We start from the raw sequence: 16,522 nt of genomic DNA, 5'->3' as shown, positions 1-16,522 counted from the left end.
GTCCCTATGAGTCTTTTTCTGGATTTTGAACAGCCGATCGCCGAGTTGCAGGCACAGATCGATGAACTGCGCCATGTGAGCGAGCACAACAGTGCCGTGGATCTCAGCGAAGACATTCGCCGGCTGGAGAAGAAAAACGAAGAGCTGACCAAGAAGATCTTCGGCGATCTGGGGGCCTGGCAGGTATCCCAGATGGCACGTCATCCCCAGCGCCCCTATACCCTCGACTACATCGAGCAGATCTTCACCGATTTCGACGAGCTGGCCGGGGATCGCGCCTATGCCGATGACAAGGCCATCGTCGGCGGCATCGCCCGTCTCGACGGCGAGCCCGTGATGATCATCGGTCACCAGAAGGGTCGCGAGACCAAGGAGAAGATCAAGCGCAACTTCGGCATGCCGCGCCCGGAAGGGTACCGCAAGGCCCTGCGCCTGATGGAGATGGCCGAGCGCTTCAAGATGCCGATCATCACCTTCATCGACACCCCGGGTGCCTACCCCGGCGTGGGTGCCGAGGAGCGTGGCCAGTCCGAAGCCATCGCCCGCAACCTGAAAGTCATGGCCGGCCTGACCGTACCGGTGGTCTGCACCGTGATCGGTGAAGGCGGCTCCGGCGGCGCGCTCGCCATCGGCGTGGGCGATCGGGTCAACATGCTGCAGTACTCCACCTACTCCGTCATCTCCCCGGAAGGGTGCGCCTCCATCCTCTGGAAGAGCGCCGAGAAGGCCTCGGTGGCGGCGGATGCCATGGGCATCACCGCCCAGCGCCTGAAGGAGCTGAAGCTCATCGACAACATCGTCGAGGAGCCTCTCGGCGGTGCCCACCGCGACGTGGAGAAGATGGCCAAGCACCTGAAAGCGCGCATCAAGCAGGATCTGGATGCCCTGCGCCCCCTCGACAGCGAGCAACTGCTGGAGCAGCGCTACCAGCGTCTGCTGGGTTACGGCTACTGCTGATCTGCCGCTTCCAATAAAAAGTCCCCGCATGCGGGGACTTTTTTTATGGGCGACGTTTGTGGGGGGACGCCGGGGGCGGGCCTCAGGGGACGGTCAGCGCCCGGTGCATGGGGGCGGAAGCACGCCCTCCGGCAGGGCTCAGGGCCCGCCACTCCCGCCACAGCAGCCAGCACAGGGGGGGCGTCAGCAGCAGCACGGTGGCGGGCTGTGCCATCAAGACCCCGTCGCGCCCCCACCAGAGGGGCAGCAGGAAGATGAGGGGCAGCAGCAGCACCGTCTTGGCCACGGAGATGACGAGGGCCTGGCGGGTGCGGGCCATGGCCTGCAACAGCACGATGCCGAACATGACGATCCCCTCCAGGGGCAGGGCAGCGAGGTTGAGGGTCAGGCTGCTGATGGCGGCGGCGAGCAGCTCTGCGTCCTGATCCCCGGTGTAGAGCATGGCGACCGGCTGCGGCAGCAGCTGGACAATCAGCCAGACCCCCAGGCCATAGACCAGGGTGATCTTGAGCCCCATCGCCATCAGGAACTGGAGGTCGCGATGGCGGCCGGCCCCGGCTGCCTGGCTCACCAGAGGCTGGATGCCAAACGCCAGTCCCTGCAGGATGACGATGAAGACCGCCTCCGTGTATCCCGCCACGGTGAAGCCCGCCAGATCCTTGACCGTGCCGTGCACCATCAGCTGGCTGTTGTGCAGCAGCAACAGCAGCCCCAGATTGAACTGGGCGATGAGGCTCGGCAGCCCGGTGAAGAGCAGGCCGGGCATGGCCGGGAAGCGGGGCACCAGCTGGCACCAGGTCAGCCGCAACCGGGCGTGGCGGGTGAAGAAGTACCCCAGGCCGAGCAGGCTGACCATGGCCTCCGAGAGGAGGGTGGCCTGGGCCGTGCCGGTGAGGCCGAGCCCGAGCCGGCCCACCATGATGTAGTTGAGCAGGATGTTGAGGAGGGCGCCGCCGCTCACCAGTACCATGGCGAGGCGAGGGCGGCCGTCGTTGCGAAGCAGGTAGGGCACCGCCAGGTTGCTGGCGAGCAGCAGAGTGCCACCGCCAATCCAGGTGAGGTAGTCGCTGGCCTGCTGCCAGGTGTCGGTGCCGGGGGCCATTCCCAGGGCCTGTAGGATATCGGTGTGCCAGTGGTGCAGCAGCAGCGGCGCTACCGTGCCCAGGATCAGCAGCAGCCAGAGGGCGCTGACCAGAGCCTGGCGGGCCAGAGCGAGGTTCCTGGCGCCCTGCTGGAAGGAGATGGCGGTGGCGGCCCCCATGGCGATCATGGCGGCAAGGCCGATGAGCACCATGATGACCGGATAGACCAGGTTGATGCCGGCAAGGCCGGCGGCCCCCACGTAGTGGCCGACGAAGATGCCGTCCACCAGGTAGTAGGCGCCGGAGACCAGCATGGCCATGACGGAGGGGAGGGCATAGCCCCAGAAACGGCGGGCCATGGCCCGTTGACGCAGGCGGAAGTAGGCGGACATATCTGTACTCGGGAAAAGGGCCGGAATCGAGCAGATAGTCTAGTTTCTTATGGTTTAATTGATAATCAGGCTTTCATTTGATGAATTGCTGAATGGATTTCATCAATCAGCGGATCCTGTGATACTCCTTCAGCATGTCGATCAGGGCTCGCAGCCCTTGCCCCAGCTGGTGCCGGCCCGGATAGAAGAGGTTGAACCCGGCAAAGCTGGGGCTCCAGTCATCCAGCACGCTCACCAGCCGCCCCGATGCCAGGGCGTCGAACACCTCCCCTTCATGGCAGTAGGCGAGCCCGAGCCCCGCCTCGGCCGCCCCCAGGTAGAGCGCGGGCGTGCTGGTGGTGAGCGGGCCCGTCACTTCGATCTCAAGCAGTTCCCCCTCGGCGGCAAAGGCCCAGCGATAGTGGTGATGGGGCGTGAGCCGATAACCGATGCAGTCGTGCTGGCGCAGATCCGAGGGGTGGCTAGGGGTGCCACGCCGTGCCAGATAGTCGGGGGAGCCCACCACCAGATAGCGCTGCTGCGGGCCCAGGGGAACCGAGATCATCTCCTGGGGCAGCAGGTCGCCGTAGAAGAGGGCGGCGTCGTAGCCATCCTCGATGAGGCGGGGCATCAGCTCCAGCTCCTCCACCTCCACCTGCATGCGCGGGTAGCGCACCAGATAGTCGATGAGCACCGGGGCCAGCACCTCCTGGATGGCGGCTCGCGGGGCACAGAGCCTGAGTCTGCCCACGGGTTCGCCCGCGTGGCGCGTCAGCTCCGCCAGCGCCGCCTCCAGTTGCCCCAGGGTTGGCAGCACCTGGGCCAGCAGCCGTTCGCCCGCCTCGGTCGGCACCACGGCCCGGGTGCTGCGATTGAGCAGCCTGACGGCCAGGCGACTCTCCAGCCCTTTGAGGGCATGACTCAGGGCCGAGGCGGAGACCCCGAGCTCGAGGGCGGCCTTGCTGAAACTGCGGTGACGGGCGACGGCGGCAAACACGGCCAGCTCGGCGAGATCGGTGCGGGAGAGGGTCATGGTCGGTACGCAGAAAAGGGGCGGAAACAAAGGGTACGCCATGGGGCGACGGGAGACAATCGGGGGGCAATGAGGGGGTTGTGACAAAATTGTTGCGCGTTTCAAGGGTGAGGTGGATCACACTAAAAAGTTTATATGTTAAAAAAAAATCGCAATATGGCGATTCAAGTGTGATCTGAAGCGACGGAAAGGCGATTCCAATCAAACTTTGGTTGATTAATTCAAAAAAACGCTGTGATTAATAGGGCCTTTTAACTAGAGTCATCTCATCGGATGAGGTGAGCGTTATCCCGTTGTTAACGAGCGAGCACGATCCCCTCTGTATTACGACTCCCCGCCGGTGTTTGTTGCAATCAGGTTGCCACAGGGAGTGGCGGCCGGATGGCCGGGGCGGAGGAACAAACAGGACGAATAGCTGGAGTTCCAGGGAAAGGAACCGGGCCCAGGCCCACTGACAAGTTAAGATCCCACTTTCCTTGATGACAGGAACACCCCTATGTCTGACATGAACATTGCAGTTGAAGGCAGCTTGAGCAAAGCCTCCTCCCGTGGCATCAACAAGGCCGACGTGGTCTGGATGCTGGGTCTGTACGGTACCGCCATCGGCGCCGGTGTCCTCTTCCTGCCGATCAATGCCGGTGTCGGTGGCCTGTGGCCGCTGGCCGCCATGCTGATCCTGGCCCTGCCGCTGACCTTCTTCGCCCACCGTGGCCTGACCCGCTTCGTGCTGTCCGGCTCCACCCGTGACGGCGACATCACCGAGGTGGTGGAAGAGCACTTCGGCAAGACCGCAGGCAAGTTCATCACCCTGCTCTACTTCTTCGCCATCTACCCCATCCTGCTGATGTACTCCGTGGCCATCACCAACACCGTCGAGAGCCTGATGGTGCACCAGCTGGGCATGACGGCACCTCCCCGTGCCATCCTCTCCCTGGTGCTGATCCTGGGTCTGATGGCGATCGTTCGCCTGGGCGGCCAGGTCATCGTCAAGGCGATGAGCGTGCTGGTCTTCCCGTTCGTGATCACCCTGATGGGCCTGGCGCTCTACCTGATCCCGCACTGGAACGGTGCCATCATCACCGAAGCCCCGGCGCTGGGCGAGGCCTTCAACGGCGACTTCATCAAGACCCTGTGGCTGGCCATCCCGGTGATGGTGTTCTCCTTCAACCACTCCCCGATCATCTCCTCCTTCGCGGTGGACAACAAAGGCCGCTACGGCGCCAACGCCGAGAAGAAGTGCAGCAACATCCTGCTGGGCGCCCACGTCATGATGGTGATGACGGTGATGTTCTTCGTGTTCAGCTGCGTGCTGAGCCTCTCCCCGGCTGACCTGGCGGCGGCCAAGGAGCAGAACATCTCCATCCTCTCCTACCTGGCCAACCACTTCGACAACCCGGTGATCGCCACCGTGGCACCGCTCATCGCCATGGTTGCCATCAGCAAGTCCTTCCTGGGTCACTACCTGGGTGCGCAAGAGGGCATGAACGGCCTGATGGCCAAGTCCCTGCGCGAGAAGGGCAAGAACGTCGACGTCAAGCAGCTGAACAAGGTGACCGCGGTCTTCATGATCCTGACCACCTGGGCCGTGGCCACCATCAACCCGAGCATCCTCGGCATGATTGAAGATCTGGGCGGCCCCATCATCGCCATGCTGCTCTTCCTGATGCCGATGTACGCCATCGCCAAGGTACCGGCCATGCGCAAATATGCCGGCAACCTCAGCAACGGCTTCGTCACCCTCATCGGCCTCATCGCCATGTCCGGCATCATCTACAAGCTGATTGCCTGATGACAGCGTTCATCCCTGTGAGAAAGCCGCCCCCCGGGGCGGTTTTTTTATGGGCACAAATGCTTAACAAAGCGGTGGTGGCGGCCTAACATGGCGGGATGTTTTTCTAGACGGGACAACAGGATATGTCTGGGTTGAAAAAGGATCTCGGGCTCTGGCAGGGGATGGGGCTGCTCGCCACCTCCCTGCTCGGTACCGGGATCTTCGTGGTACCGGCCACCGCCGCCTCGCTGGCGGGAGGGGCGTCGCTGTGGGCCTGGTTGCTGCTGATTGCCCTGGTGCTGCCCATCGCCTTTACCTTCGCCCGCCTCGGGCGGCGTTATCCCCACGCGGGTGGCGCCCCCCATCTGATTGGCCTGGCCTTTGGCAACGGCGCCGAGCGCTTCTCCGCTTTCCTGTTTCTGGCGGTGCTGCCGGTGGGCCTGCCTGCCGCCCTCACCATCGCCGCCGGTTTCTGGCACGCCCTGTTCGACATGGGGGAGTGGACCCTCTGGGGCATCCAGCTGCTCACCCTGCTCGGGGTCTTTCTGCTGGGGCTGCGGGGAGCGCGCTCCTCCGGCAACCTGCAACTGCTGATCGCCCTGGCCATCCTGGGGCTCACCCTGCTTATCTGGGTCAAGGGGGATCTCAGCTGGCGCGATGCCGCCCAGCCTCTGCCAACGGCGAGCGAATGGCCCGCCATGGGCTCGGCGCTGGCGGTGATGTTCTGGTGTTTCGTGGGGCTCGAGGCCTTCGCTCACATGGGGGAGGAGTTCAAGCGGCCAGAGCGGGACTACCCCCTTGCCCTGCTGGGGGGCGTGCTGCTGGCGGGGCTCATCTACTGGGTTCACTCGCTGGTGGTGCTCAAATATGACCTCTACGGGGACGAGGCGACCAATGCCACCGCCATTCCGGCCCTGCTCTCCCTGCTGTTCAGCCCCACCGCCAAGTGGCTGGTGGCGGTGCTGGGCTATCTCTCCTGCTTCGCCAGCATCAACATCTACCTGCAAGGTTTTGCGCGCCTTATCTGGAGCATGGCGCGGGAGGGCAAACTGCCGGTCTCCCTCTCTCGCCTCTCGGCCCGGGGCGCTCCCCTGCATGCCCTTGCCTGGGTGCTCGCTATCTGTTTCGTCTCCATCACCCTGATCCTCTGGCTGCGTCTGCCCCTCGATGCGCTGATCCGCTACGCCAACGGCAACTTCGTGCTGGTCTATCTGCTCTGCATGGCGGCCGGCTGGCGCTTGCTGTCGGGGACCAGCAAGGGGCTGGCGGGCCTCAGCGTGCTGCTCTGTGCCCTGGTGCTGCTGGCCCTCGCCACCCAGGTGCTCTATGCCGTCGTGCTGAGCCTGGGGTATGGCGGCTTCTCCCTGTGGCGGCGCAGACGCCGCCGCTCGGCGTCCGATGAGGGTGTCTGCGCCATCAAGTAACTCCCGAAAAAAAGCCCCGCAGCGCGGGGCTTGTTGTTGCGGGTCACAGGCTGGCGGGCAGGTCGCTGCGCAAGATGGCGTAGTGGCGCAGGGAGATGAAGCCATCCCCCTTGCGCTCGCACTCCCGCGCCGTGCCCTCGTAGTGAAAACCGGCCCGCTCCAGCAGGCGGGCGGAGGGGCGGTTGGGCTCCTCCACCACCGCCATAAGCCGGTGCAGGTCGGTGGTGCGGTAAGTGAGCGGTAGCCAGAGTTGCAGCGCCGCGCTCATTACCCCCTTGCCCCAGTGTTCGGGATAGAGCCAGTAGCCCAGCTCAGCACACCGGTGAGTCGGGTCGGCATCGTTGTAGCCGATGGCCCCCAGCGGTTCGCCCGTGTGCCGGTCGCGAATGAGGTGCCAGGCGCCACGGCCGGTGCGGGTCAGCTCGGCATACCAATCCATCTGTGCCCGGCATGCCGCCAGGCTGTCGTAGCTGACGCCGTAGTAGGCGACGACCCGGGGATCGGAGAGGCCGCGATAGATGTGAGGCAGGTCGGTGTCGGTGACGGGATCCAGCCTGATGTGGGGTGGTGCTGATGTCATGATGACTCCTTGCGGCCAGCCGTGGCTGGCCGCGTGTGTTGCGTAACAAGAGATGGATGAGCCGGGCTGGCGTCAGGCAAAGCCGAGGCGCTCGGCAAGGCGCGCCAGCTCGTCACGCCACTGCTGCTGCAGGCGCGGGGTCTGGTGCCTGGGCTTGCGGGCCAGATCGGCGGCGAGCAGGGCATCGAGCTCATACCAGCGCGCCAGCAGCGCCTCTTCGTCATCCCCCGTGGCGGCCGCGGTCTGCGGGTCACCTGATCGAGCCGGGCTGCCCGCCTGCGGCAAGGGGGCATCGCCCAGCAGCTCGGCATAGGCCCGCTCGGCACTGTGAGCCTCCTGGATGCGCCCGTCCTGTATCAGCCAGAAGCGGTTGCAACTGCGCTCGATCAGCTCCCGGTCGTGGGAGACCAGCAGCACGCCCCCCGGGAAGGCGGCAATCGCCTCGGCCAGCTCCTCCTTGCCCGCCAGATCCAGGTGGTTGGTGGGTTCGTCGAGCCAGAGCATGTGGTGGCTGCCGAGGGACAGGGCGAGGAACAGCAACCGTGCCCGCTCGCCCCCGCTCAGGGTGTGCACCTGCTGGCCGTGGCGGGCATAGGGGAAGCCCGCCCGGATCAGCGCCTGTCGCCGCGTCACCTCAGGCAGAGGGGCCAGGGGGTACAGCGCGTCGCTCAGGGTGGCGTCGTCAGCGAGCTGCTGCAGGGACTGATCGTAATAGGCGATGCTGGCGCCGGGGTGGCAGTACCAGCCCGCCTGCGGACTCAGGTCAGTCAGTTCGCGCCAGCACTGGCGCAGCAGGGAGGACTTGCCGGTGCCGTTGGCACCGAGCAGGGCAACCCTGTCCCCCGCTCGCAGCCAGAGCCCCTCGGCACGCAGCAGCGGCGGCAGTGCCGGTGCCGGCGATACGTCGAGGGCTTCCAGTCGCAGCAGGGTGTCGGCAGGCAGGCTCACTCCGCGCAGCTCGAGCCGCCAGGGGGCCAGCGCCGCCACCTGGCTCTGCTCCTCCTGCAGGCGGGCGATGCGCTTTTCCATGGACTTGGCCTGGCGCACCAGCTTCTCGTTGTCATATTCGCGCCCCCAGATGGCGAGGCGCTTGCTGCTGGCGCTCAGGCGGTCTATCTCCTTTTGCTCGTCCGCCCGGCGCAGGCGGGCCTGCTCATCCTCGGCAGCCAGCGCCGCCCTGGCCTGGCTGCAGGGCAGGGCGAAGCGGTGCAACTGGCCGTCTCGCAGGATCAGGGTCTGAGCCGTGACGCTGTCCAGCAGGCGAGCGTCGTGGGAAACCAGCACGAAGGCGCCGCGCCAGCCCAGCAGAAACTGCTCGAGCCAGAGCAAGGCGGGCAAGTCCAGGTGGTTGCTGGGCTCATCGAGCAGCAGCAGGTTGGGTTGGCGCAGCAGGGCGCGGCCTATCTGCAGCCGGCTGTGCTGGCCCACGCTCAGTGCACTGACCGGCAACGTGGCCTGAGCCTCCAGCTGCAGTTCGGCCAGCAGCTTGTCCACCTGCCATTCGGCGGCGGGGTCGTTGCCCAGGGCATCCAGCAGCACGGCGCGGGTGCTGAGGGTGGAAAGCTCGGCGGGCAGTTGCTGGGCCACGAACTCGCAGCGGCAGGCGGCGGCCTGCACGACCCGGCCGGCCTGGGGCGTGCGCTCGCCCGCCAGCAGCGCGAGCAATGTGCTCTTGCCGCAGCCGTTGGCGCCAATCAGGCCGAGTCGGTCGCCTGCGCGAATGCCGAGTTCGAGATGGTCAAATAAGGGAAGATGCCCCGCACTCATCTGCAGGGAATGGGTACTCATCAGGGTTGTCATGCTCTTGCTCTCTTAAATCGCGGGATGGGAAATCCCTGTCATCAGGAGCGCTGGCGACAACGGCAGAGTCGAGAAAGGTCTCGGTATGGAAGGGAGTCGGCTTTGCTCGAACCCGCTATCGCAGCGCGATGGTATGCAGGCAAGAGCACTTGAATGTGCCGAACAGGCGAGCCGAGAACATCGGACACGCTTGGATAACCATTTTTTACCTCCTTGTGTTTCGTTATGGCAGGGTGCGGCGATTATAGGCACAGAAAAAAACAGGCGTCCATCCGCCCTGTGGGGGGCCGTGGGCACCGCATCGGGAGGTGCGGGGTAAAAAACGCCCCGTGATACGGGGCGTGGGGGGTCAGTCGCGGGGGGTCTTGAGGGCCTCAATCACATCGTCACTGGGGGCCAGTCCCTCCACGTGGTTGAAGCTCTCCAGCCCCTCCTGGGGATTGATGGTGAGGGCGTCGGCGCTCAGGTAGCTGCCGCTGCCGGCGCTCTCCACCACGACGATGACTTCAGGCTGCTTGTCGCCGTTGAGATCCAGCAGCTTGATTTCCTTGATGCTGCCATCGCGCGGCAGCACCTTGCCGTCGATGAACTGATCCAGCGGAAACTGGGGGTTGGCACCGGAGTAGAGGCGCACGTCGTAGCTGCCGGTGGAGGCAGGCTCGCCGCGCCCTTCGCTGACGGTCACCACCTGGCCGGAGGGAAGTGTCAGCTGTTTGAAGAAGCCGTCCGCCGCCTGGCTGGCGAGGGGCAGGCTGAGCAGGCCGAGAGTAAGGAATAAGGCTTTCATGGAGAGGACCCTTGTTGCTGCTTGTGTGTCTGTGACGGGCAGGGGACGCTTCCCTGCCACGTCGGAAGCGGGCAGGGGGCCGCTGGTCGGCCGCCCCCTGCCCGGGTTGTCATCACCATATCTTGACCCGTTTGGCCGGGTCCAGATAGAGCTTGTCGCCGGGCTGGATCTTGAATGCCTCGTAGAAGGCGGGGATGTTCGGTACCACGCCGTTGACCCGGTATTCCGGCGGCGAGTGGGGATCCGAGGCGAGCAGCATCTGCATCAGTTCGGGGCGATACATGCCCTTCCACACCTGGGCCCAGCCGAGGAAGAAGCGCTGCTCGCCGGTAAAACCGTCCAGCACCGGGGCCTCCTTGCCATCCAGGGAGAGCAGGTAGGCCTTGTGGGCGATGGTGAGGCCGCCGAGATCGCCGATGTTCTCCCCCAGGGTAAACTGGCCGTTGACGTACTGGCCCTTGATGGGCTCGAAGCGGTTGTACTGGGCCACCAGCCGGCTGGTGCGAAAGCGAAACTCCTTGAGATCCGCCGGCGTCCACCAGTCGCGCATCACGCCGTCACCGTCGGATTTGGCCCCCTGATCATCAAAACCGTGGCCCATCTCGTGGCCGATCACCCCGCCGATGGCGCCGTAGTTGACCGCATCGTCCGCCGTCATGTCGAAGAAGGGGGGCTGCAAAATGGCGGCCGGGAAGACGATCTCGTTGTTGCTCGGGTTGTAGTAGGCGTTCACAGTCTGGGGCGACATGTGCCACTCGTCCCGATCGACCGGCTTGCCGAGGCGCGCCAGGTTGTCGGCGTATTCGAAGGCGCGGGCCCGCTGCAGGTTGCCCACCAGATCGTCGGGGCGAATGGTGATGGCGCTGTAGTCCTTCCACTTGTCCGGGTAGCCTATCTTGGGTCTGAACTTGGCGAGCTTCTCGAGGGCCTGGGTCTTGGTGGCCGGGGACATCCAGTCCAGCTCCTGGATGCTCTGGCCGTAGGCGGTGCGCAGGTTCTCCACCAGCTGCTCCATACGGGCCTTGGCCGCTGGCGGGAAGTAGCGCTCGACATAGAGCTTGCCCACCGCCTCCCCAAGATTGTTGTCCAGCACCCCGAGGGCCCGCTCCCAGGGGGCGCGCTGCTTGGGCGTGCCGCTCAGGGCGGTGCCGAAGAAGGCAAAATTCTGGGCATCGGTCTGGCTGTCGAGGTAGGGGGCGTAATCGGTGATGAGCTGCCACTTGAGGTAGGCCTGCCAGTCAGCGACCGGGGTCTGCTGCATCACCTCGTTCAGGGCCGAGAGATAGGTGGGCTGGCCGATGACCAGGCTCTGCTGCCCCGCAAGGCCGGCCTGGGCCAGGTAGGCGTCCCAGTCGATGGCGGGGGCGAGGCGCCCCAGCTCGCTCACCGGTCCCTTGTTGTAGTTCTTCTCTCTGTCCCGCAGGGCCACGTTGTCCCACTGGATCTGGGCGAGCCTGGTCTCGAGGGCCAGGATGCGTTTCGCCTTGGCCTGGGCATCCGTCTCACCGAAGCGGGTCAGCATGGCGGCGATGTGTTGCTCGTACTTGTGCAGCAGCGCCTGGCTGTTGGGGTCGCGCTTGAGGTAGTAGTCCCGATCCGGCAGGCCGAGGCCGGCCTGGTAGAGGTAGACGGCATAGCTGTCAGGGGCCTTGGCGTCGGCGTCTATCCAGAAACCGAAGGGGGAGCCGCCACCGGTGCGGGCGCTCTGGGCGAAGGCGCGGGCGAGATCCTGCGGCGTGCTGATCTGCTCTATCTCGCTCAGCATCGGCAGCAGGGGAGTGGTGCCCTTGGCGTTGCGGGTCGCCTGATCCAGATAGCTCTGGTAGAGGTCGTGGATCTGCTGGGCCGGGGTGCCGGTGGCGGCCTTGCCATCCAGCCCCTCCACCAGCACTCGCACGTCCGCCAGGGATTTGTCCCGCAGCAGGTAGAAGGCGCCGTCGGCGGGCCTGTCATCGGGGATCTTGGCCGTGGCGAGCCAGTGGCCGTTCACGTAGCGGAAGAAGTCGTCACCAGGCTTGACGCTGGTGTCCATGTTGGCCAGCGCAAGGCCGGAGTGTTTGTCCGGTTGGCTCGGTGCCTGACTGCAACCGGCCAGCAGGGCCAGCCCGACGAGGGTGGCCAGGATGTGTTTCTTGTTGTTCATTATGGTTTTATTCCAATTCGGGTTATATGGCTTCCTTGCCCACGCAGGGAGCGATTCACTCTAGCAGCCGGGTTAGCGCTTGATAAGCCCGACTCTGCTAAGATCGGCCTGGTCGTATTGGGGAAGCCTATGATTTCTCGTATTTATTCTCGTTTTTGTCAGACCCTGCCCGCGCCGGAAGGTTCCCGCGGTCTGCTGGTGGCTTTCAGCGGCGGGCTCGACTCCACCGTCTTGCTGGTGCTGGCGGCCCGTTTTGCCCGCGCCCACGGCCTCGCCCTGAACGCCCTGCACGTTCATCACGGCCTGAGCCCACATGCCGACGACTGGGTGACTCACTGCGAAGGGGTGTGCCGGCAACTGGCGGTGCCCCTCATCGTGGAGCGGGTGCAGCTCTGTCGAGGCAACGGGGAGAGCCTGGAGGCCCAAGCGCGGGCGGCGCGTTATGAGCGACTCGCCGCCCACCTGGGGGAAGGGGAGTGGCTGCTCACAGCTCACCATCAGGACGATCAGCTGGAGACCCTGCTGCTGGCGCTCAAGCGGGGTGCCGGTCTGCGCGGGCTGGCGGGCATGGTGGCGAGCCAGCCTTTTGCCGCAGGCCATCTGTTGCGCCCCTTGCTCGACATGAGCCGGGCCGAGCTGGCGCAAGCCGCGCAGTCACTTCCTTATGGCTGGGTTGAGGATGAGAGCAACGAGGACCCGAGCTATGACCGCAACTTCCTGCGCCAGCAGATCATTCCCCTGCTCAAGGACCGCTGGCCCGCCATGGCCCGGACGACGGCGCGCACCATGGCCCTGTGCGCCGAGCAGGAGGCGCTCATCGGCGAGCTGGCCGAGGCGGACTGGCAGGCGGTGGGTGAGGGAGAAGGGCTGCGCATTGACGGACTCCTCTCACTCTCCCCCGTGCGGCGTAACAACCTGCTGCGCCACTGGATCCGCCGCCAGGGGGGGGAGATGCCCTCCCGCGAGCTGCTGGGCCTGCTGTGGCAGGAGGTGGCGCTGGCGCGCGATGACGCCAACCCCAGGCTGAGCCTGCAAGGGCTGGCGTGTCGCCGCTATCAGGGGCGTCTGTACCTGGTGGCGCCGGATCTCGCCCCCCGCGAGGAGGTGCTGCCCATCCGGATGGAAGAGACGCTCACCCTGCCGGACGGGCTCGGGCAGTTCAGGCTCTGGAGAACGGATGGTGAAGGGTTGCGGACACCGAGGGGGGACGAGCCGCTCTCGGTGCGTTTTCAGGTCGCCCCCGGCGTCATGCTGAAACCGGTGGGGCGGGTGGGCAGCCGGCGGCTCAAGAAGCTGCTGCAAGAGTACGGGGTGCCCTCCTGGCAGCGGGGGCGCATTCCCATCCTCTACTACGGTGAACAGGTGGCACTGGTGGCCGGGCTCTTTGTCTGCGACGGATTTCTGGCGCCAGAAGAGGGGGTGGCGTGGGAGTGGCGGCCCCCCGTCCCCCAGGATGCGGATTGACATCGCAGAGTGACAGGGGGCCGGGAGGGGAAGGGGGATGCCCTATTCGGGCAGGCCGGAGCCCCCGGCTTTCTTGCGGGCGTAGAGATGGGTATCGGCCGTCTCGTAGAGGCGCTGCACATCCATGCCAGACTGCCAGCTGGCGGCTCCCAGGCTGCACCCCACCGAGAAGGCGCTGAGCTCCTTGTGGCTGTGGAGCACATGTTGCAACCGCAGCCAGACCGGGCGCCAGGCCTCGGGGTCCGCGGGTTGCAGCAGCAGGGCAAACTCGTCCCCGCCGAGGCGAAACGCCTGATCCGTCCCGCGAATGCACCCCTGCAGCAACTGGGCGAAGCGGCTTAGCACCAGGTCGCCCACCGGGTGGCCCCAGGTGTCATTGACCTGCTTGAATCTGTCGAGATCCAGCAGCACCAGCACCAGGCCGTGGGGTTCCCGGCTGTGTTGCTCCACCGCCCGGCCGATGGCCTCGTCGAAGTAGGCGCGATTGCCAAGCCCGGTCAGGTGGTCGAGCCGCACCTGCTGTTCCAGCCGATCCAGCCGCAGATAGAGGGGCAGGGGGAGGCTGAACAGCTGATGATATTGCTCAAGCAACCGCCTCTGGCCGTCGCTCAGGGGGTGCTCCAGCTCGTAGTGCAACTGGCCGAGCAACTGCTCGTGTCGTCCCCGCAGCTCGAAGCGATAGGCATGCAGGGTCAGCCTGGCCTGAGGCGGGTGCGAGATGAGGGGATGGGGCTGGCCACAGTCGAACTGGAGCGAGTGGATCCGGACAATGTTTGCCACCCGCTCGGCAAAGATTGCCAGCAGGGCGTCAAGATCCCGTTGCCCCAGCAACTGCTCTATCTGCTGAAAGCGGTCCTGCCCGGTCAACGGCGCAAGCCGCTCCATCTGCTGTACCCACTGCTCTATGCCATGTCCGAAGCCGTTCAATGACGATGTGTTTTCCACGTTACAGCCCTTACACCTCTCCATTCATTGCGCAGGCTCTTGCAAGCCCTGTGCCTAAAATATGTCCGATGAAAAACAAGGGGGCTGGCTAGGCTTAACGGGATGAAACGGGAGGGGAAATCCCTGCCGCTGAGCGAGTGGCGTGCCATATGGGGAGCGGGCGCTGTGCTTGCAGGGAAGAGAGTGCCGGGCAGATGAAGGAGAGGGATGGGTGTACACCGATGTGTTGATCCTGCTGATCTTCGCCGTTGTGCTGGTGGCCATTTTCCGGCGCCTCGGCCAGCCGGTGATCCTTGCCTATCTGTTTGCCGGCATGCTGCTCGGCCCCCATGGCGTGGCCATCGTCACGGGTCAGGCCATGATGCAGACCATAGGAGAGCTTGGCATCGTGTTCCTGATGTTCTCCCTCGGGCTCGAGTTCTCCCTGCCGCGTCTGCTCGCCATGCGCAAGCTGGTGCTGGGGTCGGCAGCCTGCAGGTGCTGCTCACCTCACTGCTGTTTTTCGGGCTCGGCTGGTGGTGGGGGCTGAGCCTGGCCCAGGCGCTGGTGGTGTCAGGCACCCTGGCGCTCTCCTCCACCGCCGTGGTGATCAAGCAGTTCCATACCCGGCGAGCCCAGCTCGGGGTGAGCGTGCTGCTGTTCCAGGATCTTGCCGTGGTGCCCCTGCTGGTGATGATCCCCATCCTGGCCCAGCCCGAGGTGCAGGACAGCGCCCTGCTGGCGGAGGTCGCCTGGGCCTCCCTCAAGGGGTTGTTTGCGCTCTCCGTGCTGCTGGCGGTGGGGAAGTGGCTGCTGCCCATGCTGTTTTTCGAGGTGGCGCGCGCACGTTCAGACGAACTCTTCGTACTGAGTGCCCTGCTGGTGGCATTGCTGGCGGCCTCCCTGACCCAGTGGATGGGGCTCTCCATGGCGCTCGGTGCCTTCCTGGCGGGCATGATGCTGGGGGAGTCCCACTATCGTCATCAGCTCGAAGTGGACATCAAGCCGTTTCGCGACGTGTTGATGGGGCTCTTCTTCATTACCATCGGCATGACCATGGACTGGGCGCTGGTGGCGGACGCCTGGTGGCAGGTGCTGGCCTGTGTGACGGGGCTCATCCTGTGCAAGTCGCTGTTGATATTGCTGGCGGGCCGCCTGATGGGGGAGCGCAAGCGCGACGCCATGGCCGCGGGCATCATGTTGAGCCAGGTCGGGGAGTTCGGTTTTGTGCTGCTGGCGCTGGCGAGTCATCACGGCTTGCTGGATCACCAGCTAGTCTCTCTGCTCATCGGCATCGGTGTCATCTCCATCGCCCTCACCCCCTGGCTGGTGTTGCGGGTGCTGGGGCTTGTCCACTCCCTCACCGACAGTGCCCTGCTCTCTCGCGCCGAGGTGGCCCAGTCGGGCCTGAGCAAACACCAGCACGTCATCATCGCCGGGTTCGGACGCACCGGCCAAACCTGTGCCCGCTTTCTCAAGCTCGAAGAGATCCCCTTCCTGGCCCTGGATCTCGATCCCGAGCGGGTGAGCGAGGCCAAGCTGGCGGGGGAGCAGGTGGCGTTCGGCGATGCCAGCCGGCGCGACATCCTGCTGGCGGCCGGTCTGCTGCGGGCGCGGCTGGTGATCATCACCTTCGACGATCAAAAGCGGGTCGATGCCATGCTGACGCTGATCCGGGAGCTGGCGGGGGAGATCAAGGTGCTGGTGCGTACCCGGGATGACAGCTTCCTTGAACACTACAAGCAGGCCGGCGCCTTCGAGGTGATCCCCGAATCCCAGGAGGGAGCCCTGATGCTGGTCTCCCACCTGCTGCTCAACTGCGACATTCCCATCGGCCGGGTGATCCGGCGCATGGAGCACGAGCGCAGCAGCCAGTATCGCTTTCTGCACGGTTTCTACTGGGGCGGCAAGAGTGCGGGCAATCTGGAGACGGATCAACAGCTCGAGCGGCTGCATCCCGTGCTGCTGCACGACCAGGCCTGGGCGGTGGGACACAGGGTACGGGATCTCGCCCTGGGAGAGGTGCGCATCAAGGCGATTCATCGCGGGGAGCGCAGCCTGGATCCCAGGCGCGAGCTGGTGCTGGCGGCGGGAGATACCCTGGTGCTCTTCGGCACGGCCGTGGCCATGGAACAGGCCGAGCAGCGCCTGCTGGAGGGACGCTAGGATCTCCTTGCCATGGGATA

At 65.1% G+C, this 16,522-nt stretch carries 11 protein-coding genes and 1 pseudogene; 5 read left to right on the top strand and 7 right to left on the bottom strand.

From position 1 onward, the window contains the following. Window positions 1–6 precede the first annotated feature (6 nt). Window positions 7–957, top strand: a complete 951-nt coding sequence (accA, locus tag I6L32_RS01030) for an acetyl-CoA carboxylase carboxyl transferase subunit alpha (RefSeq protein WP_010673419.1) — start codon at window positions 7–9, stop codon at window positions 955–957. Between the two features lie 82 nt (window positions 958–1,039). On the opposite strand, the gene I6L32_RS01025 is transcribed toward accA, so the two are convergent. After that, window positions 1,040–2,431 (bottom strand): MATE family efflux transporter, encoded by a 1,392-nt coding sequence (locus I6L32_RS01025; RefSeq protein ID WP_216944529.1) that lies wholly within the window; start codon window positions 2,429–2,431, stop codon window positions 1,040–1,042. Window positions 2,432–2,537: 106 nt separating this feature from the next. After that, a complete protein-coding gene (locus I6L32_RS01020; protein ID WP_216945097.1) occupies window positions 2,538–3,443 on the bottom strand; it encodes a LysR family transcriptional regulator in 906 nt (301 codons plus the stop codon). 496 nt (window positions 3,444–3,939) lie between these two features. Here I6L32_RS01020 and I6L32_RS01015 point away from each other — a divergent pair, with 496 nt between their 5' ends. Together I6L32_RS01015 and yjeH are read left to right on the top strand one after the other, a co-directional pair. Further along, window positions 3,940–5,232, top strand: coding sequence for an HAAAP family serine/threonine permease (locus I6L32_RS01015; RefSeq protein WP_216944528.1), 1,293 nt, complete (start codon window positions 3,940–3,942; stop codon window positions 5,230–5,232). A 125-nt stretch (window positions 5,233–5,357) separates the two neighbouring features. Further along, window positions 5,358–6,638, top strand: coding sequence for an L-methionine/branched-chain amino acid transporter (gene yjeH / locus I6L32_RS01010; protein ID WP_216944527.1), 1,281 nt, complete (start codon window positions 5,358–5,360; stop codon window positions 6,636–6,638). A 43-nt stretch (window positions 6,639–6,681) separates the two neighbouring features. Here the strand turns inward: yjeH and I6L32_RS01005 are convergent, their stop codons facing one another. The 4 genes from I6L32_RS01005 to I6L32_RS00990 all read right to left on the bottom strand — a co-directional run bounded on the left by I6L32_RS01005 (window position 6,682) and on the right by I6L32_RS00990 (window position 11,948). Beyond that, a complete protein-coding gene (locus I6L32_RS01005) occupies window positions 6,682–7,218 on the bottom strand; it encodes a GNAT family N-acetyltransferase (protein WP_216944526.1) in 537 nt (178 codons plus the stop codon). 72 nt (window positions 7,219–7,290) lie between these two features. Beyond that, window positions 7,291–9,018 carry an ABC-F family ATP-binding cassette domain-containing protein gene (locus I6L32_RS01000; RefSeq protein ID WP_216944525.1) on the bottom strand — a complete coding sequence of 576 codons (1,728 nt, stop codon included), beginning with the start codon at window positions 9,016–9,018 and terminating at the stop codon, window positions 7,291–7,293. A 349-nt stretch (window positions 9,019–9,367) separates the two neighbouring features. After that, window positions 9,368–9,805 (bottom strand): PliI family lysozyme inhibitor of I-type lysozyme, encoded by a 438-nt coding sequence (locus tag I6L32_RS00995; RefSeq protein WP_201894463.1) that lies wholly within the window; start codon window positions 9,803–9,805, stop codon window positions 9,368–9,370. A gap of 112 nt (window positions 9,806–9,917) precedes the next feature. After that, the gene (locus tag I6L32_RS00990; protein ID WP_216944524.1) at window positions 9,918–11,948 is read right to left on the bottom strand and encodes a M13 family metallopeptidase; all 2,031 of its coding nucleotides are present in this window, start codon (window positions 11,946–11,948) and stop codon (window positions 9,918–9,920) included. A gap of 129 nt (window positions 11,949–12,077) precedes the next feature. On the opposite strand from I6L32_RS00990, the gene tilS reads away from it, so the two are divergent. Beyond that, window positions 12,078–13,412, top strand: coding sequence for a tRNA lysidine(34) synthetase TilS (tilS, locus tag I6L32_RS00985; protein ID WP_216944523.1), 1,335 nt, complete (start codon window positions 12,078–12,080; stop codon window positions 13,410–13,412). 42 nt (window positions 13,413–13,454) lie between these two features. Here tilS and I6L32_RS00980 read toward each other — a convergent pair whose 3' ends face one another. Then, window positions 13,455–14,381 (bottom strand): GGDEF domain-containing protein, encoded by a 927-nt coding sequence (locus I6L32_RS00980; protein WP_102948811.1) that lies wholly within the window; start codon window positions 14,379–14,381, stop codon window positions 13,455–13,457. Between the two features lie 187 nt (window positions 14,382–14,568). On the opposite strand from I6L32_RS00980, the pseudogene I6L32_RS00975 reads away from it, so the two are divergent. Then, window positions 14,569–16,502 (top strand): annotated as a pseudogene (locus tag I6L32_RS00975) (cation:proton antiporter). The last annotated feature ends 20 nt before the right edge of the window (window positions 16,503–16,522 follow it).

Source organism: Aeromonas sp. FDAARGOS 1402 (assembly GCF_019046925.1).
GTDB classification, from domain to species: domain Bacteria; phylum Pseudomonadota; class Gammaproteobacteria; order Enterobacterales; family Aeromonadaceae; genus Aeromonas; species Aeromonas caviae.
The sequence above is the reverse complement of the archived record's forward strand: the minus strand, read 5'-3'. Positions and strand labels throughout refer to the sequence as shown.